Origin of the sequence: Hydrogenophaga pseudoflava (genome assembly GCF_004353865.1) — a bacterium.
GTDB classification, from domain to species: domain Bacteria; phylum Pseudomonadota; class Gammaproteobacteria; order Burkholderiales; family Burkholderiaceae_C; genus Hydrogenophaga; species Hydrogenophaga pseudoflava.
In genome coordinates this window covers 1,203,323-1,222,151 of the sequence record NZ_CP037867.1, presented here as the reverse complement: position 1 = coordinate 1,222,151, position 18,829 = coordinate 1,203,323, and the positions used below count along the sequence as shown (strand labels likewise).

The window sequence follows — 18,829 nt, the reverse complement described above, 5'->3', positions numbered from 1 at the left end:
CCGCTCCACCCCATCCAGGGGTTCCGGAGCACCGCCATGAGCAACTTCCCGATCCAGAAAACCGAGGCCGAGTGGCGCGAGCTGCTCGCCGAGAAAGGCGCCGAACCCGCGGCCTTCCAGGTCACGCGGCACGCCTACACCGAGCGCCCGTTCACGGGCAAGTACGAGCAGGTCTGGGCCGACGGCAGCTACCACTGCATCTGTTGCGGCAACCACCTGTTCGACTCGGGCACTAAGTTCGACGCCGGCTGCGGCTGGCCCAGCTTCTGGAAGGCCATTCCCGGCGCCATCACTGAGATCACCGACCGCAGCCACGGCATGGTGCGCACCGAAACCGTCTGCAGCCAGTGCGGTGCCCACCTCGGTCACGTGTTCGAGGACGGCCCCGCACCCACCGGCCTGCGTTACTGCATGAACTCCGCCTCCATCGACCTGCAACCCAAGGACCCGACATGAAAGCCCAGAACATTCTCCAGACCATCGGCGGCACGCCACACATCCGCATCAACCGCCTGTTCGCCGGCGCCAGCCAGAGCGTGTGGATCAAGTCCGAGCGCAGCAACCCCGGCGGCTCGATCAAGGACCGCATTGCCCTGTCCATGGTCGAAGACGCCGAGGCCTCGGGTGCGCTCAAACCGGGCGGCACCATCGTCGAGCCCACGTCGGGCAACACCGGCATCGGCCTGGCCATGGTGGCCGCGGTCAAGGGCTACAAGCTCATCCTCGTCATGCCCGACAGCATGAGCATCGAGCGCCGCCGCCTGATGCTGGCCTACGGTGCCAGCTTCGACCTGACGCCGCGCGAAAAGGGCATGAAGGGGTCGATCGCCCGCGCGCAGGAGATCGTGGCCAGCACGCCCGGCGCCTGGATGCCGATGCAGTTCGACAATCCGGCCAACATCGAGGTGCATGCCCGAACCACGGCGCAGGAGATCCTCGCCGACTTCCCCGAAGGCCTGGACGCGCTGATCACCGGCGTGGGTACCGGCGGCCACCTCAGCGGCTGCGCCCAGGTGCTCAAGGCGGCTTGGCCCCAGCTCAAGGTGTTCGCGGTGGAGCCCGTGGCCTCGCCGGTGATCTCCGGCGGCAGCCCGGCGCCCCACCCGATCCAGGGCATCGGCGCCGGTTTCATCCCGACCAACCTCAAGACCGAGCTGCTCGACGGCGTGATCCAGGTCGACGCGGAACCGGCGCGCGAGATGGCGCGCCGCTGCGCGCGCGAGGAAGGCATGCTGGTCGGCATCTCCTCGGGCGCCACGCTCCAGGCGATCGCGCAGAAGTTGCCCGAGTTGGCGGCCGGTGCGAAGGTGCTCGGCTTCAACTACGACACCGGCGAGCGCTACCTCTCGGTCGACGGCTTCCTGCCGGCATGAACACGGCCGACAGCGAGCGGCTGACGCAGCTGGAAATCAAGATCAGCTACCTGGACGATCTGGTCGAGACGCTCAACACCATGGTGGCCCGGCAGCACGACCAGATCGCGATGCTGATCCACGAGGTGGCCCAGCTGCGACAGCGCAACGACGAGTCACAGCCGCCGGCCTTCCGCAGCCTGCGCGACGAGCTGCCGCCGCATTACTGAGGCCCCCACGCTCCGCCGCTGCGCGGGTCGCTGCCCCCCGCGGGGGCTGATCCGGCTTGGGGCGGCCCGGCGCCGGATCGTCTGATCGCTCAGCGACCGGTGGCCGCGAAATGGGCGGCCAGCGCCTCGTCGCGCGTCATCTCGCGCACGTGGCCGTGCTCCAGGCGGAAGAAGCGGTTGCAGTAGCGCTCGATCAGTTCGTCGTTGTGCGTGGCAAAGACGAAGATGCCGACTTTCTCGATCAGGCTCTCCATGCGCCGCTTGGCGTTGACCTGGAACTCGGCATCGCCCATGCCGAAAATCTCGTCGACCAGCAGGATGTCGGGCTGCACGGTGGTGGCCACCGCGAACATCAGGCGGGTCGACATGCCCGACGAGTAGGTGCGCACCGGCAGGCGCAGGAAGTCACCGAGCTGGCAGAACTGCTCGATATCCGGCACATGGGCCTCAATCTCCTTGAGGCTCATGCCCAGCAGCACGCCCATGCGCGTGATGTTCTCGTAGCCAGAGAGTTCGCCGTCGATGCCGGCGCCCAGTTCCAGCATGGTCGAGACCCGGCCTTCGCGCACGATCTGGCCCGAGATCGGGGTGTAGACCCCCGCCAGGGTGCGCAGCATGGTGCTCTTGCCGGCACCGTTGTGGCCCATCAGCGCCACCGCATCGCCGTCGCGCAGGTCGAAAGACACGTCCTTGAGCGCGGTCACCACGCTCACCTGCCCGGCCTCGCTCTCGATGCGTCCGCCAGTGCTCACACGCATGATCTGGTTGCGCAGCGAGAAGCTGCGGCTGTTGTAGATCGGGTACTGGACCGTCACGTTCTTCAGGGTCAGCCGTGCCATGGTTCAGATCCAGAACGCGATGCGGTCGCGCTTGTTGTTGAACAGCCAGAACGCCAGGCACAGTCCGACGGCCAGGCCGCCCAGGTTGGACCAGATCACGAAGTCCGGCGGCGCGTGCCCCAGCAGCGGCGAGCGCACCAGCTCGATGGCGTGCGACAGCGGGTTGAACCAGAGGATCGCCTCGCTGAACGGCAGGTAATTGGGCCGGTAGAACACCGGGCTGATGAACATCAGCAGGGGCAGGACCGCACCGATGATGTATTCCAGGTCGCGGAAGCGGGCGCCCAGGATGCTGACCACCACACACACCCAGTAGAGGTTGAGCGTCAGCAGCAGCATGGCCGGCACGACCAGCAGCGTGTGCCAGCTCACGGGCACGCCGTACACCAGCGCCACGATCAGGAAGATGGGCAGGTTATGCACCAGGTTCACCAGGTGGCGCAGCACCAGCTGGGGTGGGTAGATCGACAGCGGCAGGCTGAGGTTGCGGATCACCGAGGCCTGGCGCGCGTAGACCGTGCTCGATTCGCTCAGCACGCCGGCGATGAACTGCCACAGGATGAGGCCCGCGGTGAGCGTCGGCACGAACTGCGCCGCCGGCACCTTCATCAGCTCGCTCCAGAGCAGGCCCAGCCCCATGGAGCCGATGGCGGTTCCCAGCGTCAGCCAGAGCGGCCCGAGCACGCTGCGCTTGTAGCGCGCGCGCACGTCGCTCAGCGCCATGAAGCTGACGATGGGCCAGCTCTTGAGCCCCGCGGCAATGTCCCGCACCGCTGGCGCCTGGCGCCAGTCCCCGACTGAACCCATGGTGTCCTGATTCCTGCGCGGTATACCCACGCTCTGCCTTGAAATGCCGGGCGCGAGGCTACCATGGGCGCCCCACAACCCGGCTGGCGCTCATCAGAAACCGAGACTGGAACCCGCGCCCAGCAGGGTCGCCACCCCCAGCACCGCGAAGATGCCAGCGGCGATCGAGTGCACCAGCTTCATCGGGATCCTGTTGGCCAGGCGGTCGCCGACAAACACCGCCGGCACGTCGGCGATCAGCATGCCCAGGGTGGTGCCGATCACCACCAGCAGCGGCGTCGCATAGTGCGCCGCCATCGCCACCGTGGCGATCTGTGTCTTGTCGCCCATCTCGGCCAGGAAGAAGGTGATCAGCGTGGCGCCGAACACGCCCAGCTTCTGCGCCACCTGGGTTTCCTCTTCCTCGATCTTGTCGGGGATCAGTGTCCAGACCGCCATGCCGATGAACGAGGCACCCAGCACCCAGCGCAGGACTTCTGGACTCACCTGCGCCGTGATCCAGGCGCCCAGCGCACCGGCCAGGCCGTGGTTGACGATGGTCGCCAGCAGGATGCCGGCGATGATGGGCAGCGGCTTCTTGAAGCGCGCGGCGAGGATGAAGGCCAGCAGTTGCGTCTTGTCGCCGATTTCGGCGAGCGCGACAACTCCGGTGGAGACGAGCAGGGATTCCATGTGGGGAAAACTTTCACGGGCCGGCACAGAACGCGTTTGACCACGACGCACCCCGGCCTCATGCGGAGCATCGTGGTCAAAGGTCTTGCCAGGTGCGGGACTGCCTGCGCCATGTCCGGGAACGGACAAGTGTGTTGACGCGGGCCTCTTCAAGGTGAAGAGCGGCTACTCCCCAATGACCGGGCGATTGTAGCCGGCGCCGCGCGCGCCCTCAGAGCGCCTGTTGCGACGGGTCGTCCTCGCGCCAGGCCGGCCCGGCCTTGGCCAGCGCCATCCACACGTGGAACGGCAGCCGCTCCACCGCACGCCGGGGCGCCTCGCGCGCCACCCGCAGCGCACCGCGCTCGACCAGCATCACGCCGCACTCGGCCGGTACTTCGTCGGGCGCGCCGATGGGTCGCCCCTTGGTGTCTTCCCCCAGCACGTACCAGCAGGCGCCGGCCATGCCCAGGTAGGCGGCGCGCTTGGCCGGCTTCTTGAGGTCGCCCAGCAGGTCCGAGCGGTGCACCTTGATCTCGTGCACCACCGGCTCCAGGTAGGCCTCCACCGAGGAATTGCGGATCGAAAACACGTCGGGACAGGCCATGCACCAGCCGTGCGCCGGGGGTGGCTCGGGCGCGGCCAGTTCGGTCCAGAGCCCCTGCGGTCCCGGCTCGGCGATCACCTTTTCAGCTGGTTCACCGGTCAGCAGCTCCATGGGCAGCGCCACCCGCAGCGCCAGCCCCCGCCAGGCCAGGCGCCCGGACCGGGCCATCGCGGTGGCCACCTGCTCCACCAGGGCCTCGTGGGCCGAACGCGCCGCCTTGTTGCCGGCGAACACCCGCGCCAGCACCTGGATGCCCGCTTCCGTCACGCGCAGCGTCTCCCGCCTCTGGTCCAGCCGCCGCTCCAGCAGCCCCGCGGCCAGCAGCTCCACCTCGACCATGTCCTGGCAGGGCCAGCCGGCCGAGCGGTGGATCTCGCGCAGGCGCCGGTGGTGGATGCGCGTGAGCACGGGGCCAGGATCGTGTGGGGAATCGGATGCGGCATCCATGATGGACTGACTATATATCCAGTACGATGACCAGCTCCCTCTGGTGTTTCCCTTGGTTCATCCGCCCATGTTTCCGGTCGTCGACATCGCCGTGTCGGTGCGCACGCTGTGCCACTTCACCGCGCGCAGCGGCGACCTCGACCTGCGCTTCACGCCCTCGCCGACCGGCGTCGAAGGCATCGCGGGGCACCAGACCGTGACCGCGCGGCGCGGCGCCGGCTACCAGCGCGAACTGGCGCTGAGCGCCCGCTTCGGCCCGCTGGTGGTGCAGGGCCGGGCCGATGGGTTCGACCCCGTGGCCCGGCGCGTCGAGGAGATCAAGACCCGCCGCGGCGACGCCGGTCGTGTGCCGGCCAACCACCAGGCCCTGCACTGGGCACAGGCCCGCGTCTACGGCTGGATGCTGTGCGAGCAGCTGTCACTGGCGCAGATCGAGGTGGCCCTGGTCTATTTCGACATCGACAGCGGGCAGGAAACGGTGCTGACCGAGACCTGCACCGCCGATGCGCTGCGGGACTTCTTCGAGGACCTGTGCGAGCGGTACTTCGCCTGGGCCTGGGCCGATCAGCTGCACCGGCATGCAAGGGACGAGGCCCTGACGGCGCTTGCGTTTCCCTTTCCCTCGTTCCGCACCGGGCAGCGCGAACTGGCGGCCGATGTGTACCGCGCCAACACCCGCGCGCGCCACCTGCTGGCCCAGGCCCCCACCGGCATCGGCAAGACCATGGCCACGGTGTTCGCCAGCCTGCGCGCCATGCCCGACCAGGGCACCGACCGCCTGCTCTTCCTCACCGCCCGCACCACCGGCCGGCAGCTGGCGCTGGACGCGCTGGAGCGGCTGGGCGCTCCCACGCGCCTGCCGCTGCGGGTACTCGAACGCCTGGCGCGCGACAAGGCCTGCGAGCACCCGGACAAGGCCTGCCACGGCGAGTCTTGCCCGCTGGCGCGCGGCTTCTACGACCGCCTGCCCGCCGCGCGCGAGGCGGCGGCACAGGCCGCCTGGCTGGACCGCGACCGCCTGCGCGCGCTGGCGCTGGAACACGGTGTCTGCCCCTACTACCTAGGCCAGGAAATGCAGCGCTGGTGCGACGTGCTGGTGGGCGACTACAACCACTGGTTCGATGTGGGCGCGCACTGGTTCGCGCTGGCCGAGGACCAGGGCTGGCGCGCAGCGCTGCTGGTGGACGAGGCGCACAACCTGATCGACCGCGCGCGCAGCATGTACAGCGCCACGCTGAACGCACACGAGTTCCTGCGCCTGCGGCACGAGGCGGCGCCGGAGGTTCGCAAGGCCATGGACACCCTGCACCGCCGCTGGAGCGCCCTCGCCCGCGACCTGCCGCCGGCCGAAGGCACGCAGGCGCTGGCCGATGGCCTGCCGGACGACTGGACCACCACCTTGCAGAACACCTGCAACAGCCTGCTGGATCTGCTGACCCCGCAGCCCGGCCACACGCCCGACCCGGCGCTGCAGAACTGGGTGTTCGAGGCGTTGCACTTCGTGCGCATCGCCGAAGGCTTCGGCGAGCACTCGCTGTGCGAAGCGGGGCCCTGGGCCGCACCGCCGGGCGGGCGCGGCCGGCGGCTGCCGACACTGCGCATCCGCAACGTGGTGCCCGCGCCCTGGCTCGAAGCGAGCTGGGCGGCGGCGCACAGCGCCACCCTGTTCTCGGCCACGCTGTCACCGGTGGCGCATGTGAAGGAGATGCTCGGGCTGCCGGCCGACGCAGCCCATGTCGATCTGCCCTCGCCGTTCGCCGCCGAGCAGTTGCGGGTGCGGATCGCGCCCTGGATCTCGACCCGCTACCCCGACCGGCTGCGCTCGCTGGACGCGCTGGTGGATGTCATCGGCGCCCAGTTCCACGAGCGCCCCGGCAACTACCTGGCCTTCTTCAGCAGCTTCGAGTACCTGGACCTGGCACGCCAGCGGCTGGCACAGCGCCACCCGGACCTGCCGCACTGGTCACAGACGCGCGGCATGGAAGAACCCGAGCGCGACGCCTTCGTGGCCCGCTTCGTCGAAGGCGGCCAGGGCGTGGGTTTTGCGGTGCTGGGCGGCGCCTTCGGTGAAGGCATCGACCTGCCGGGCGAGCGGCTGGTGGGCGCCTTCATCGCCACCCTGGGGCTGCCCCAGGTCAACGCCGAAAACGAGCGCGTGCGCGAGCGGCTGCAGCAGCGCACCGGCCACGGCTACGACCACACCTACCTGTTCCCGGGCCTGATGCGGGTGGTGCAGGCGGCCGGGCGGGTGATCCGCTCCGAACAGGATCGGGGCTGCGTCTGGCTGCTGGACGACCGCTTCGCCCGCGCCGAGGTGCGGCGCCTGCTGCCGTCCTGGTGGCGGGTCGAGGTGGCGCCCCGGCCCTGACGGCGGCCTCGACCGTGGCGGCGCAGGGTCAGCGGTACGAAGTCAGCAGGATGCTGGTTTCCGTGCCGCGGATGCCGCTGAGCAGGCGGATGCGCTCCAGCGCCTGCGACAGCTCGGCCATCGAGCCCACCGCCAGCTCGGCCAGCAGGTCCCAGCGGCCGTTGGTGTCGTGCAGGGCCGCCACAGACGGCTCGCCCAGCAGGCTGGCGATCACCTCGCGCGTGCGGTTGCCTTCCACCTGAACACCCATCCAGGCGCGGATGCGCTCGGGCTGCGCCTCGGGTTTGAGGCGCACGGTGTAACCCACGATCACCTGGGTGTCTTCGAGCTTGCGCAACCGGTTGGTGACCGTGCCGCGCGAGACCTGCAGCTTGTGGGCCAGGTCGGCCACCGAGAGGCGCGCGTCCTGGCGCAGCAGGGCGATGAGGCGTTGGTCGAGGTCATCCATGTGCAAAACGTCAAAAAACTCTGTCGATGTGACCGATTTTCTGCCGTTTCAGTACAAGTTTGGCGGTTTTCATTGCCTCTGCCCTCCGCCACACTGCCAGCTCCCCCTGTGCTGCCCGGAGACAAGCCATGAAAACCACCGTCCAGAACCCCGATCTCGCCCGCTTCGTGGAAGCCGGCACGCTCTACCTGGGCGCCCCCGAAGCCGCCGAGCTGGTGCGTCGCCACGGCGTGGCCGCCTGCATCGAGGCCATCGCCGCGAACATCCGCGCCGACTTCCTGCGCTGGGCCGATTTCGACAAGACGGCCCGCGTGGCCGCGCATTCCGACGTCGGCGTGATCGAGTTGATGCCCGTGGCCGACGCGCAGCGCTACAGCTTCAAGTACGTCAACGGCCACCCCGGCAACACCCGCCTGGGTCTGTCGACCGTGATGGCGTTCGGCGTGCTGGCCGACGTGGCCACCGGCGCACCGCTGTTCCTGAGCGAACTGACCCTGACCACCGCGCTGCGCACAGCCGCCATGTCGGCCCTGGCCGCGAAGGTGCTGGCGCGCCCCGACAGCCGCGTGATGGCGCTGATCGGCAACGGCGCGCAGAGCGAGTTCCAGGCCCTGGCCTTCCAGCACCTGCTGGGCATCACCGAGCTGCGCGTGTACGACGTGGACCCGGCCGCCAGCGCCAAGCTGGTGGGCAACCTGCAGGGCAGCGGCCTGCGCGTCACCGTCTGCGCCAGCACGGCCGAGGCGGTGCGTGGCGCAGACATCGTCACCACCGTCACCGCCGACAAGCGCAACGCGCTCATCCTCACGCCCGAGATGATTCAACCCGGCATGCACCTGAACGCCGTGGGCGGCGACTGCCCGGGCAAGACCGAACTGCACGGCGACATCCTTCATGCGTCCAAGGTGTTCGTGGAGTACGAGCCGCAGTCGCGCATCGAGGGCGAGATCCAGCACCAGCCGGCGGACTTCGCCGTCACCGAGTTCTGGCAGGTGCTGCGCGGCGAACGCAGCGGTCGCGACAGCGCCGATCAGGTCACCGTGTTCGACTCGGTCGGCTTCGCGCTGGAAGACTTCTCGGCCCTGCGCTTCATGCAGCAAACCGCCGAGCATCTGGGCCTGGGCGAGCGCATCGCCCTGGTGCCGCCGCTGGCCGATCCCAAGAACCTGTTCGGCTCGCTGCGGGCCACGGCCGCTGTAGCGGCCTGAGTCCCGCCGCTCAGCGCGTCAGCCCCGCATACAGCACCGGCAGCCTCTCGGGGAGCCGCTCCACCTTGTCCACGACCAGGTAGTGGCGCGCGCCGAAGATGCGGCTGACGTACTGGTCGGCGCGCGGGTCCAGGCTCATGCAGTAGGTCGTCACGCCGTTCCGGCCGGCCTCCTCCACCGCCTTCTTGGTGTCGTGCCGCAGGTACTGCGGGTCGCGCACGTCCACGTCGGCCGGTTCGCCGTCGGTGATGACCAGCAGCAGCTTCTTGCTGCTGCGCTGCGCCTTGAGCGCGGCCGTGGCGTGGCGGATGGCGGCGCCCATGCGGGTGGACAGCTGCCCTTCCATGCCGGCCAGCCGTGCTTTCGCCAGGTCGTCGTAGGGCTGGTCGAAGTCCTTGAAGCGCCAGTAATTCACGTCGTGCCGGCCGTCGGAGCAGAAGCCGTGGATGGCGAACGGGTCGCCCACCTTCTGGATCGCGTCGGCCAGCAGCGCGCAGGCCGAGCGCGTCAGTTCCAGCACCGTGTGTTCCTGGCCCGCCACCTTGTCGTTGGTGGACTGCGAGAGGTCCAGCAGCACCAGCACCGAGATGTCGCGCGTCTTGCGTACGCTGCGCATCATGATGCGCGGGTCGGGCTGGCGGCCCATGCGCATCTCGATCACCGACGCGAGCGCCGCGTTGAGGTCGATCTCGTCGCCGTCTTCGAGCTTGCGGATGCGCTGAACGCCCTGCGGCTGCATCGCGTCCAGGATGTATTTCATGCGGCCGATCAGGCGCCGGTGTTCGGCCAGGATGCCGTCGATCACCGCCGCGTCGCCGGCTTTGGGTCGGCGCTCCTGCACCGTGGCCCAGGCCGGTCGTTCGAGCTGGATCAGGTGGTCCCACTCGCCGTAGTGCACCGGCGGCAGCACCGGCTCGCGGCCTTCGCTTTCGTTGAAGGACACGCCCAGGTCTTCGTAGGGAAACAGCTCGGTGCCGAGCACCCAGATCTCCTGCGCGTCGTCGCCCGCGCCCTCCACTTCCAGCTCGTTGACGAACTCCATCAGGTTCACCTGCTTGCGCAGCTGCTGCGGCGGCTCGTAGCCGGTGGCGATGGAGCGCTCGAAGTCGAAGCCGTCGAAGGCCCAGAAATAGCGGTTGTCGTCGCGGTAGGCCGCGGTCTGCACGTCGGTGCGCGGCTGGAACGCCGGCCCCTGCGTGAGTTCACGGTAGCTGTGCGCCAGCTGCACGCCGATGTCCCACGACACGGTGTTGTCGTGCGGATCGGCCTGGAGGCGCTGCGTCGCCTCGGCGAACAATGTTCGGCCCTGGGCGATCCAGGGGTTGGCGTCCTCATACGCCGGATCGAGCAGCGCACGCGCCAGGCGGCCCAGCCAGTCGCCGGCGGTCTTGTCTTGGGTGGCCTGCGCGGTGTGCAGGCTGGCCCACAGCGGGCGCAGGCCCGGGAACCGCGCCAGCGTCAGCGCCTCGATGCGCGCGTCCTCCACCACACCGATCAGCGCCATCTGCCAGGGACTGAGCGATTCGGCCGAGATCGGCCGGCGCGTGAACACCACGTGGGCCGCGGCGTGCGCGGCGGCGGCGCGGTAGAGCTCGGTCGCATCCACCGTGCCGCTGTGGCCGTCCACCGCGTCATACGCGTCGGGCAGGTGGATGAAATAGTCCTCGATGAAAGGGCGGTAACCATCACGGGATTCAAAATCCCCCGCCGTCGGGCGCATGAAGAAGTCGCGGCCCCAGAGCGCGCGCAGGTACATGTTGATGCGCCGCTGCACGTCCACCAGCAGCGTGCCTTTGCGCTCCTTCTGCAGCATGGCCAGCGACTCTTTGGACTGCAGGCCGAAGTAGGCGATCTGTTCCTCGTAGTTGGTGCGGTGCGCCTGCGCGCCCCAGGTGGACCAGCGCCGCAGGCCGCCCAGCGTGAGCTGGCCAAACAGCGCGTCGAGCTGCCCCAGCATGGGCCGCAGGCCGCGCGGCGCCTGCGCCACCAGGGTGTTGAGGAACTGCAAGTACTGCAGGAACAGCGCACCGTCGGCCAGGCGGCGTGCGGCGGTGGGCGCGGTGGCCAGCACCAGCTCGATCACCGCGCCCGAGGTCTTGGACGCGAGCAGCAGCGCGGTGGTCGCGAGTTCGCCCACCACGTCCTCGCCGATCTCTTTGGCCACCTGCGGCGCGCCATCGATCCAGGCGTTGACCAGTTCGTGGCCACGGCCGAGGCCGCGCAACGCGGCGGCGCCCTTGACATAGTTGTCGAGCCCGCGCGCCGAGAACACTTTGGTCGCATCCGGCCAGCAACGCTCCAGCAGCTCCAGCGAGCCCGGGTCCAACTGGTCGGTCCACTCGGCGTGGTCGTGCAGGTGGGCGCTCATGGCCGACCTTCTCAGATCAGAAGAACGTGGCGACCGCCGCGTCGAGCGCGTCGCGCATGTCCGGGTCGTCCGTGATCGGACGCACCAAGGCCACACGGCACGCGGCCTGCGCGGCCACGCCCTGCGCGATCAGACTGCCTGCGTAGATCAGCATGCGGGTGGAGATGCCTTCGTCCAGGCCGTGGCCCTTGAGGTTGCGCGCGCGCTCGGCGATGCCGACCAGCTTGCCGGCCACGTCGGCGCTCACGCCAGTCTCGTGCGCCACGATCTCGGCCTCGACCGCGTGTTCGGGGTAGTTGAAGTCAAGACCACCGAAGCGCTGCTTGGTGGACTGCTTCAGGTCTTTCATCAGGCTCTGGTAGCCCGGGTTGTAGGAGATGACGATCTGGAAATCCGGATGGGCCTTGACCAGTTCGCCCTTCTTTTCCAGCGGCAGCACGCGGCGGTTGTCGGTCAGCGGGTGGATGACCACGGTGGTGTCCTGGCGCGCCTCGACCACCTCGTCGAGGTAGCAGATGGCGCCGTGGCGCGCGGCGGTGGCCAGCGGGCCGTCCTGCCAGCGGGTGCCGTTGGCGTCGAGCAGGAAGCGGCCGACCAGGTCGCTCGCAGTCATGTCTTCGTTGCAGGCCACGGTGATCAGGGGCTTGTTCAGCTTCCAGGCCATGTGCTCGACGAAGCGGGTCTTGCCGCAGCCGGTGGGGCCCTTGAGCATCATGGGCATGCGCACCGAATACGCGGCCTCAAACAGCTCGACCTCGTCGGCCACCGGGCGGTAATAGGGTTGCTGGGCGACGCGGTAGGCGTCCAGTTGTTCGCTCATGGGTATCTCCGCTATGTCCAGGCGTGGCGTCTGCTCTTTGGCGATGCCCCGCGCGTGTCTCGGTCCAGAGATGCCGTGGAACCGGCTTTGCCGGGCCACAGGCATCGTCCCCCCTTTCAGGGGGGAAGTCGCGCAGCGGCGCAGGGGGGTCACACCGTCTTCCCGCGGTAGATGACCATGCTCGCCCCTTGCGACTGGCTGAAGTTGTCGTAGCCGATCAGACGCACGTGGTTGTCCGGGTTGGCCTTGCGGCAGGCCTCGCATTCGGCCAGCACCTTGTCCACATCGGTCTCGCCGAACATGGGCAGCTTCCACATGTACCAGTAGGAATCCATCAGGTACTGCGGCTCGGTGTGCTCGATGGCCGGGTTCAGGCCTTTTTTGACCAGGTACTCGACCTGTTTGCGGATCTCGTCGTTGCTCATCGCCGGCAGGTAGGAGAAGGTCTCGAACTTGCGGCTGGCGGGGTCGGAGAGGCGGCTGTGGTAGTCCTGCATGCTCATGGTGTGTGTCCTTTAGAAAGAATCTGCTGCGTCCGAACCGGTCAAGTTCGATTCAGGACGCGAAGCAAAGCCGCAGACAGTGCTGAAGGCACGGCAAGGCTTTGCGACAAAGTCATGGATCGAAATCGGCCGGTTTACTTGTGGGCGATGTCGAGCTTGTCCACCGTGTCGAATTCGAACTTGATCTCTTTCCAGGTTTCCATGGCGATCTTCAGTTCGGGCGAGTGCTTGGCGGCTTCGGTCAGCACGGCCTTGCCTTCCTTCTCGACGGCGATGCCCTCGTTGCGCGCCTTGACACAGGCTTCCAGCGCCACGCGGTTGGCGGCGGCGCCGGCGGCGTTGCCCCAGGGGTGGCCCAGCGTGCCGCCGCCGAACTGCAGCACCGAGTCGTCGCCGAAGATGTTGACCAGCGCCGGCATGTGCCACACATGGATGCCGCCCGAGGCCACCGGCATCACGCCGGGCATGGAGCCGAAGTCCTGGTCGAAGAAGATGCCGCGGCTGCGGTCTTCCTTGATGAAGCTGTCGCGCATGATGTCGATCCAGCCCAGGGTCGAGGCGCGGTCGCCTTCGAGCTTGCCCACCACGGTGCCCGAGTGCAGGTGGTCACCGCCCGAGAGGCGCAGCACCTTGGTCAGCACGCGGAAGTGGATGCCGTGGTGCGGGTTGCGGTCGAGCACGGCATGCATGGCGCGGTGGATGTGCAGCAGCATGCCGTTGTCGCGGCACCAGTTGGCCAGACCGGTGTTGGCGCACAGGCCGCCGGTCAGGTAGTCGTGCATGATGATCGGTGCGCCCAGCTCCTTGGCGTATTCGGCGCGCTTGTACATCTCCTCCGGCGTCGGCGCGGTCACGTTCAGGTAGTGGCCCTTGCGCTCGCCGGTCTCGCGCTGCGCCTTCTCGATCGCCTCCTGCACGAAGTCGAAGCGCTGGCGCCAGCGCATGAAGGGCTGGCTGTTGACGTTCTCGTCGTCCTTGGTGAAGTCCAGGCCACCGCGCAGGCATTCGTACACGGCGCGGCCATAGTTCTTGCCCGACAGACCCAGCTTGGGCTTGATGGTGCAGCCCAGCAGCGGGCGGCCGTACTTGTTCATGATGTCGCGCTCGACCTGGATGCCGTGGGGCGGTCCGCCGCAGGTCTTCACGTAGGCGATCGGGAAGCGCACGTCTTCCAGGCGCAGGGCGCGCAGGGCCTTGAAGCCGAACACGTTGCCCACCAGCGAGGTCAGCACGTTGACCACCGAGCCCTCCTCGAACAGGTCGATCGGGTAGGCCACGAAGGCGTAGAAGCAGGTGTCGTCGCCGGGCACGTCCTCGATGCGGTAGGCGCGTCCCTTGTAGTAGTCCAGGTCGGTCAGCAGGTCGGTCCAGACCGTGGTCCAGGTGCCGGTGGACGACTCGGCGGCGACGGCGGCGGCCACTTCCTCGCGGTCCACGCCGGGCTGCGGCGTGATCTTGAAACACGCGAGGATGTCGGTGTCCTTGGGGGTGTAGTGGGGCTCCCAGTACGTGCTGCGGTACTCCTTGACGCCCGCGTTGTAGGTTTTCGTCGCCATCTGCATTGCTCCTGGTTGGGTGGGAATGGAGCGGATTCTTGGCCTCCTGAACAATAAATAAAAGTAAAATGTTCTGACGATGATGTTCTGATTTTCAAATCATACTGGACACCCCCGTGAGCCTGCGGCACGCCACCCTGCACCAGTTGCGCATCTTTCACGCCGTCGCGCAGAACGGCAGCTTCGCGCGCGCCGCCGAGGCGCTGCACCTCTCGCCACCCACGCTGTCGCTGCAGGTCAAGCAGCTGTCGGAATCGGTGGGCCAGCCGCTGTTCGAGCAGTTGGGCAAGAAGATCTACCTGACCGCTGCCGGCCGCACGCTGGCTGCGGCCTGCGAGGACATCGAGGCGCGCATGGAACGGCTGGGCGAAGACCTCGCCGCGCTTCAGGGGGTCGAGCGCGGCAGCGTCAAGCTGGCCATCCTGACCACGGTGAAGTACACCGTGCCCAAGCTGCTCGGCGGCTTCTGCGCGGCGCACCCGGGCATCGACGTGGCGATGGTGGTGGGCAACCGCGAGAAGCTGCTGCAGCGCCTGGCGGGCAACGAGGACGACCTCTACATCATGGGCCAGCCGCCCGATCAGATGGACGTGGTCAGCGAGGCCTTTGCCGACAACCCGCTGGTGCTGGTGGCGCCGCCCGACCACCCCCTGGTGGGCAAGAAGCGCATCGCCCCCGAACGGCTGAGAAGCGAGCCGTTTATCCTGCGCGAGCCCGGTTCGGGCACGCGCCTGACGTCGGAGAAGTTCTTTGCCGACCACGGCATCACGATGAAGAACCGGCTGGAGGTGGGCAGCAACGAGGCGATCAAGCAGACCGTGGCCGGCGGCCTGGGCCTGGCCGTGCTGTCGGCCCACACGGTGACGGCGGAGCTTGCGCTGGGCGAGCTGGTTCAGCTGGACGTGAGGGGCTTCCCGCTCATTCGCCGCTGGCACGTGGTGGTGCCGCGCGGCAAGCGCCTGTCAGCAGCGGCGCAGGCTTTCAAGGACTGGCTGTTCACCCATCGGTGAGGGGCTGAGCCAAGGGGCTGATGCGCACCTGGTCGATGCGCCGGCCTTCGAGCTTGATCACCTCGAAGTGCCAACCCGCGCAGTCGACGCCCTCGCCCTGCGCGAGCAACTGGCCGGCCTCGGCCTGCATCAGGCCGGCCACGGTGTTGTAGCGGCCCTTGTCCTCGTCCGGCAGCTCATCAATGTCCAGGCGGGCCTTGAGCTCTGCCACGGGCATGGCACCGTCCACGCGCCAGGAGCCGTCGGCCTGGGGCGTGGCCCAGGCGTCCACCGGCCGCTCGGGCGACAGCTCGCCAGTGATCGCTTCCAGCAGGTCCATGGGCGTCATCAGCCCCTGCACCACACCGTACTCGTCCACCACGAAGGCCATACGCGTGGCCCGCTCGCGGAACTGTTCCAGCAGTTCCATGCCGGTCAGGGTCTCGGGCACGAAGGTGGCGGGCTGGGCATGCTCGCCGATGGTTCCGGCCGTGCCCGCCTCGCGCAAGGCCAGCAGGCGGGGCAGGTGGATCACACCCACCACATCGTCCAGCCCCCCGCGGCACACCGGGTACCACGAGTGCCCCACCGACCAGGCCTGGGCCGCGGCGCCCTCGATGCTGTCGGCGGCGTCCAGCCAGTGGATGTCGGCACGCGGCACCATGATGGAGATCAGCTGCCGGTCGTCGAGCAGGAACACGTTGCGCACCATCTGGTGCTCGTGCGCCTCGATGATGCCGGCGTCCACCCCCTCTTCCAGACTGGCGTTGATTTCCTCCTCGGTCACGATCTGCTGCGCGCTGGTGTCGATGCGCAGCAGCTTGAGCACCCACTGCGTGGTGTGCGTGAGCAGCCAGACAAAGGGCTTGGCCCCCTTGGCGACGTAGGCCATCGGGCGCGAGACCCAGCGGGCCACGGTTTCGGGGTAGAGCTGGCCGATGCGCTTGGGCACCAGTTCCCCGAACACGATGGTCACGAAAGTGATGACCGCCACCACGATCGCAGTGGCCACGCCCTGGGCGGTGCCATCGGCCACGCCGAAAGTGCGGATCCAGGCCGACAGGTCGTCGCTGAACGCCGCCTCGCCGACGATGCCGTTGAGCATGCCGATGGAAGTGATGCCCACCTGCACCGACGACAGGAACTGTGTGGGGTGTTCCAGCAGGTGCAGCGCGGTCTGTGCGCCCTTGTCGCCCACCTCTGCCATCGCCGCCAGGCGCGCCTTGCGGCTGGCCGCCAGGGACATCTCGGACATTGCGAACGCGCCGTTGAGCAGCGTGAGAAAAATGATCAGCAGGGTATCCATAATCGGGCGATGGCACTTTACCTGATCGGCGATGTGCAGGGCTGCGACGACGCCCTGGCCCGCCTGCTCGACGAGATCGCGTTTTCTCCCAGCCGCGACACCCTGGTGCTGCTGGGCGACCTGGTCAACCGCGGACCGCAGTCGCTGGCAGTGCTGCGGCGCATGGTGGCGCTGGAGGCCAGCGCCCACTGCCTGCTGGGCAACCACGACCTGCACCTGCTGGCGGTCGCGCACGGCGTGCGCAAGCCGCATCGCAGCGACACGCTGGACGACATCCTGCAGGCCCCCGACCGGGCTGCCCTGCTCGACTGGTTGCGCGCACGCCCCCTGGCGCTGCAGAGGCAGGGCTGGCTCATGGTGCATGCGGGTGTGTTGCCACAGTGGGACGCGGCGCAGACGCTGGCCCTGGCGGCCGAGCTCGAGGGCGAGCTGCGCGGTCCGGACTGGGGCGTGTTCCTGCACAACATGTACGGCAACCGGCCTGACCGGTGGAGCGAGCAGCTCCACGGGCTCGACCGGCTGCGCGTGATCGTGAACGCGCTCACGCGGCTGCGCTTCTGCAGCGCCGACGGTGTGATGGAGTTCGAGACCAAGGACAGCGCGGCATCAGCGCCTGCGGGCTTCATGCCGTGGTTCGATGTACCGCAGCGGCGCGCCGAGGGCACCCGCATCGCCTTTGGGCACTGGTCCACCCTGGGCGAGGTGCCGCGCCACGATCTGCTGGCGCTGGACACCGGGTGCGTGTGGGGCGGCTGCCTGACCGCGGCCCGGATCGGGTCCGACGGCGATGCCGAACGCATCAGCGTGCGCTGCGCGCAGGCCCAGAAGCCGGGCGCCTGAGCCCCGCGGGCTCAGGTGTTTTCCGCCGGAGCCGAAGCCTTGAACAGCGCCGGCACCTTCTTGCGGGACTTGATGTTGGGGGACAGGCGGCTGGTGGCCGCCGGTTTTGCCGCGGCCTCCCAGGACGGCTTGGCGTCTGCCGCCAGGGCGGGCTCATAGGGCTTGTCGAACAGCGGGTCAGCAGGCGCACGCGCCGGACGCGATGCACGGCGTTCTTCGCGCGGTTCACGGGGCTCGCGCGCTTCGCGGGCCTGGCGGATCTCGCGGCGACCTTCGTCGTCGCCTTCGCGCCAGGCGCGCTGGCCGTCGTTGAAACGGCCAGCGGGCTTGCGGTCGGCCTCCAACTCCAGCGCTTCGAGCTCAAGCTTCTTGCCGATCAGCTTCTCGATGTCGGCCATCAGGCGCGTGTCCTTGCCACTGACAAAGGACACGGCCAGACCCGACGCCCCGGCGCGGCCCGTGCGGCCGATGCGGTGCACGTAGTCCTCGGCGTTGAACGGGATGTCGAAGTTGAACACCGCCGGCACGTCCTTGATGTCCAGACCACGCGCAGCCACATCGGTGCAGACCAGCAGGTCGACTTCACCCTTCTTGAAGGCATCCAGCGCCTTCAGGCGCTCGTCCTGGCTTTTGTCGCCGTGCAGGGCCGTGGTCTTGAGACCTTCACGCTCCAGCGAACGGGCCAGGCGGGCGCAGCCGAGCTTGCTGTTGACGAAGACGAAGGCCTGCGTCACACCGCGCTCCTTGACGATCTGCTTGAGCGTCTGGCGCTTGTCGTCGTCGTCCACGCGGTAGAAATGCTGCTCCACCGTGGAGGCCGTGGCGTTGGAGCGGGCCACCTCGATGGTGATCGGGTCCTGCAGGTAGCTGCTGGCCAGGCGCTTGATCTCGGGCGAGAAGGTGGCCGAGAACAGCAGCGTGGTGCGGGTCTTGGGCAGGTAGCTCAGGATGCGCTGCAGGTCGGGCAGGAAGCCGATGTCCAGCATGCGGTCGGCTTCGTCGAGCACCACGTACTCGACTTGGTTGAGCACGCAGTTCTTGGCCTCGATGTGGTCCAGCAGACGGCCCGGCGTGGCCACCAGCACCTCGACACCCTTCTTGAGCTCCAGCGTCTGCGGCTTCATGTCCATGCCGCCGAACACCACCGTGCTGCGCAGCTGGGTGTGCTTGGCGTACTGCTTGATCTGGTCGGCCACCTGGTCGGCCAGTTCGCGCGTCGGCAGCAGCACCAGGGCGCGCACCGGGTGGCGTGCGGGCGAGGTGGAGGCGTTCTCGTGCTTGAGCATGCGCTGCAGCAGGGGCAGCGAGAAGGCCGCCGTCTTGCCGGTGCCGGTCTGCGCGGCACCCATCACGTCGCGCCCTTGCAGCACGACCGGAATGGCCTGCGCCTGGATGGGTGTCATGCTCTCGTAGCCCATTTCCGCGATGGCACGGGCGAGGTTGGGCGAGAGCTGGAGTTCGGAAAAGGATTGGGTCATGGACTTTCAGGT

18 protein-coding genes and 1 riboswitch are annotated in these 18,829 nt (G+C 68.2%); of the genes, 7 read left to right on the top strand and 11 right to left on the bottom strand.

Translation table 11 applies throughout. The features are described from left to right. Positions 1–36 precede the first annotated feature (36 nt). From msrB to HPF_RS05990, 3 genes are read left to right on the top strand one after another with little or no spacing between them, the layout of a single operon-like run. Positions 37–456 carry a peptide-methionine (R)-S-oxide reductase MsrB gene (msrB, locus tag HPF_RS06000; protein WP_079364695.1) on the top strand — a complete coding sequence of 140 codons (420 nt, stop codon included), beginning with the start codon at positions 37–39 and terminating at the stop codon, positions 454–456. After that, positions 453–1,373, top strand: a complete 921-nt coding sequence (gene cysK / locus HPF_RS05995; protein WP_133156038.1) for a cysteine synthase A — start codon at positions 453–455, stop codon at positions 1,371–1,373. Before msrB ends, cysK begins: the two co-directional genes overlap by 4 nt. Then, complete coding sequence (locus HPF_RS05990) at positions 1,370–1,582, top strand: SlyX family protein (RefSeq protein ID WP_133156037.1); 213 nt, start codon at positions 1,370–1,372, stop codon at positions 1,580–1,582. The genes cysK and HPF_RS05990 overlap by 4 nt, the downstream gene beginning before the upstream one ends. An 89-nt stretch (positions 1,583–1,671) precedes the next feature. On the opposite strand, the gene HPF_RS05985 is transcribed toward HPF_RS05990, so the two are convergent. The 4 genes from HPF_RS05985 to HPF_RS05970 form a co-directional block, all read right to left on the bottom strand. Further along, positions 1,672–2,421 (bottom strand): ABC transporter ATP-binding protein, encoded by a 750-nt coding sequence (locus HPF_RS05985; protein ID WP_127803132.1) that lies wholly within the window; start codon positions 2,419–2,421, stop codon positions 1,672–1,674. 3 nt (positions 2,422–2,424) lie between these two features. Continuing rightward, on the bottom strand, positions 2,425–3,228 hold the full coding sequence (locus HPF_RS05980; RefSeq protein ID WP_133156036.1) for an ABC transporter permease: 804 nt from the start codon (positions 3,226–3,228) through the stop codon (positions 2,425–2,427). A gap of 93 nt (positions 3,229–3,321) precedes the next feature. Further along, positions 3,322–3,900 carry a TMEM165/GDT1 family protein gene (locus HPF_RS05975; RefSeq protein WP_079364692.1) on the bottom strand — a complete coding sequence of 193 codons (579 nt, stop codon included), beginning with the start codon at positions 3,898–3,900 and terminating at the stop codon, positions 3,322–3,324. 18 nt (positions 3,901–3,918) lie between these two features. Next, a riboswitch (yybP-ykoY riboswitch) is annotated at positions 3,919–4,086 on the bottom strand. Positions 4,087–4,111: 25 nt separating this feature from the next. Further along, positions 4,112–4,933 carry a hypothetical protein gene (locus tag HPF_RS05970; protein ID WP_207959315.1) on the bottom strand — a complete coding sequence of 274 codons (822 nt, stop codon included), beginning with the start codon at positions 4,931–4,933 and terminating at the stop codon, positions 4,112–4,114. 67 nt (positions 4,934–5,000) lie between these two features. Here HPF_RS05970 and HPF_RS05965 point away from each other — a divergent pair, with 67 nt between their 5' ends. Beyond that, complete coding sequence (locus tag HPF_RS05965) at positions 5,001–7,301, top strand: ATP-dependent DNA helicase (RefSeq protein WP_133156035.1); 2,301 nt, start codon at positions 5,001–5,003, stop codon at positions 7,299–7,301. A gap of 28 nt (positions 7,302–7,329) precedes the next feature. Here HPF_RS05965 and HPF_RS05960 read toward each other — a convergent pair whose 3' ends face one another. After that, positions 7,330–7,749 carry an Lrp/AsnC family transcriptional regulator gene (locus tag HPF_RS05960; RefSeq protein WP_066156652.1) on the bottom strand — a complete coding sequence of 140 codons (420 nt, stop codon included), beginning with the start codon at positions 7,747–7,749 and terminating at the stop codon, positions 7,330–7,332. A 128-nt stretch (positions 7,750–7,877) separates the two neighbouring features. On the opposite strand from HPF_RS05960, the gene HPF_RS05955 reads away from it, so the two are divergent. Beyond that, entirely contained in the window at positions 7,878–8,957 is a 1,080-nt protein-coding gene (locus HPF_RS05955) for an ornithine cyclodeaminase (protein ID WP_127803142.1), read from the top strand. Between the two features lie 10 nt (positions 8,958–8,967). Here the strand turns inward: HPF_RS05955 and HPF_RS05950 are convergent, their stop codons facing one another. The 4 genes from HPF_RS05950 to HPF_RS05935 all read right to left on the bottom strand — a co-directional run bounded on the left by HPF_RS05950 (position 8,968) and on the right by HPF_RS05935 (position 14,204). Beyond that, complete coding sequence (locus HPF_RS05950) at positions 8,968–11,325, bottom strand: nitric oxide reductase activation protein NorD (RefSeq protein ID WP_133156034.1); 2,358 nt, start codon at positions 11,323–11,325, stop codon at positions 8,968–8,970. Positions 11,326–11,341: 16 nt separating this feature from the next. Then, the gene (locus tag HPF_RS05945) at positions 11,342–12,145 is read right to left on the bottom strand and encodes a CbbQ/NirQ/NorQ/GpvN family protein (RefSeq protein ID WP_133156033.1); all 804 of its coding nucleotides are present in this window, start codon (positions 12,143–12,145) and stop codon (positions 11,342–11,344) included. A 149-nt stretch (positions 12,146–12,294) separates the two neighbouring features. Continuing rightward, complete coding sequence (locus HPF_RS05940) at positions 12,295–12,648, bottom strand: ribulose bisphosphate carboxylase small subunit (RefSeq protein WP_133156032.1); 354 nt, start codon at positions 12,646–12,648, stop codon at positions 12,295–12,297. Between the two features lie 134 nt (positions 12,649–12,782). Continuing rightward, complete coding sequence (locus HPF_RS05935) at positions 12,783–14,204, bottom strand: form I ribulose bisphosphate carboxylase large subunit (protein WP_133156031.1); 1,422 nt, start codon at positions 14,202–14,204, stop codon at positions 12,783–12,785. A 116-nt stretch (positions 14,205–14,320) separates the two neighbouring features. Between HPF_RS05935 and HPF_RS05930 the strand changes: the two genes are divergently transcribed. Further along, positions 14,321–15,214 carry a LysR family transcriptional regulator gene (locus HPF_RS05930; protein ID WP_066156422.1) on the top strand — a complete coding sequence of 298 codons (894 nt, stop codon included), beginning with the start codon at positions 14,321–14,323 and terminating at the stop codon, positions 15,212–15,214. On the opposite strand, the gene HPF_RS05925 is transcribed toward HPF_RS05930, so the two are convergent. Beyond that, on the bottom strand, positions 15,201–16,499 hold the full coding sequence (locus HPF_RS05925; protein ID WP_133156030.1) for a hemolysin family protein: 1,299 nt from the start codon (positions 16,497–16,499) through the stop codon (positions 15,201–15,203). The genes HPF_RS05930 and HPF_RS05925 overlap by 14 nt on opposite strands. Positions 16,500–16,508: 9 nt before the next feature. Between HPF_RS05925 and HPF_RS05920 the strand changes: the two genes are divergently transcribed. Further along, entirely contained in the window at positions 16,509–17,339 is an 831-nt protein-coding gene (locus HPF_RS05920; RefSeq protein WP_079364684.1) for a symmetrical bis(5'-nucleosyl)-tetraphosphatase, read from the top strand. An 11-nt stretch (positions 17,340–17,350) separates the two neighbouring features. Here HPF_RS05920 and HPF_RS05915 read toward each other — a convergent pair whose 3' ends face one another. Beyond that, positions 17,351–18,817 carry a DEAD/DEAH box helicase gene (locus HPF_RS05915; RefSeq protein WP_079364683.1) on the bottom strand — a complete coding sequence of 489 codons (1,467 nt, stop codon included), beginning with the start codon at positions 18,815–18,817 and terminating at the stop codon, positions 17,351–17,353. Positions 18,818–18,829: the final 12 nt, after the last annotated feature.

Excerpts from the sequence above, each read along its gene's own strand:
- HPF_RS05935 (WP_133156031.1), bottom strand. The coding sequence starts at position 14,204 with ATGGCGACGAAAACCTACAACGCGGGCGTCAAGGAGTACCGCAGCACG.
- HPF_RS05950 (WP_133156034.1), bottom strand. The coding sequence starts at position 11,325 with ATGAGCGCCCACCTGCACGACCACGCCGAGTGGACCGACCAGTTGGAC.
- HPF_RS05985 (WP_127803132.1), bottom strand. The coding sequence starts at position 2,421 with ATGGCACGGCTGACCCTGAAGAACGTGACGGTCCAGTACCCGATCTAC.
- HPF_RS05990 (WP_133156037.1), top strand. The coding sequence starts at position 1,370 with ATGAACACGGCCGACAGCGAGCGGCTGACGCAGCTGGAAATCAAGATC.
- HPF_RS05940 (WP_133156032.1), bottom strand. The coding sequence starts at position 12,648 with ATGAGCATGCAGGACTACCACAGCCGCCTCTCCGACCCCGCCAGCCGC.
- cysK (WP_133156038.1), top strand. The coding sequence starts at position 453 with ATGAAAGCCCAGAACATTCTCCAGACCATCGGCGGCACGCCACACATC.
- HPF_RS05955 (WP_127803142.1), top strand. The coding sequence starts at position 7,878 with ATGAAAACCACCGTCCAGAACCCCGATCTCGCCCGCTTCGTGGAAGCC.
- HPF_RS05960 (WP_066156652.1), bottom strand. The coding sequence starts at position 7,749 with ATGGATGACCTCGACCAACGCCTCATCGCCCTGCTGCGCCAGGACGCG.
- HPF_RS05975 (WP_079364692.1), bottom strand. The coding sequence starts at position 3,900 with ATGGAATCCCTGCTCGTCTCCACCGGAGTTGTCGCGCTCGCCGAAATC.
- HPF_RS05915 (WP_079364683.1), bottom strand. The coding sequence starts at position 18,817 with ATGACCCAATCCTTTTCCGAACTCCAGCTCTCGCCCAACCTCGCCCGT.
- HPF_RS05920 (WP_079364684.1), top strand. The coding sequence starts at position 16,509 with ATGGCACTTTACCTGATCGGCGATGTGCAGGGCTGCGACGACGCCCTG.
- msrB (WP_079364695.1), top strand. The coding sequence starts at position 37 with ATGAGCAACTTCCCGATCCAGAAAACCGAGGCCGAGTGGCGCGAGCTG.
- HPF_RS05970 (WP_207959315.1), bottom strand. The coding sequence starts at position 4,933 with ATGGATGCCGCATCCGATTCCCCACACGATCCTGGCCCCGTGCTCACG.
- HPF_RS05965 (WP_133156035.1), top strand. The coding sequence starts at position 5,001 with ATGTTTCCGGTCGTCGACATCGCCGTGTCGGTGCGCACGCTGTGCCAC.
- HPF_RS05980 (WP_133156036.1), bottom strand. The coding sequence starts at position 3,228 with ATGGGTTCAGTCGGGGACTGGCGCCAGGCGCCAGCGGTGCGGGACATT.
- HPF_RS05925 (WP_133156030.1), bottom strand. The coding sequence starts at position 16,499 with ATGGATACCCTGCTGATCATTTTTCTCACGCTGCTCAACGGCGCGTTC.
- HPF_RS05945 (WP_133156033.1), bottom strand. The coding sequence starts at position 12,145 with ATGAGCGAACAACTGGACGCCTACCGCGTCGCCCAGCAACCCTATTAC.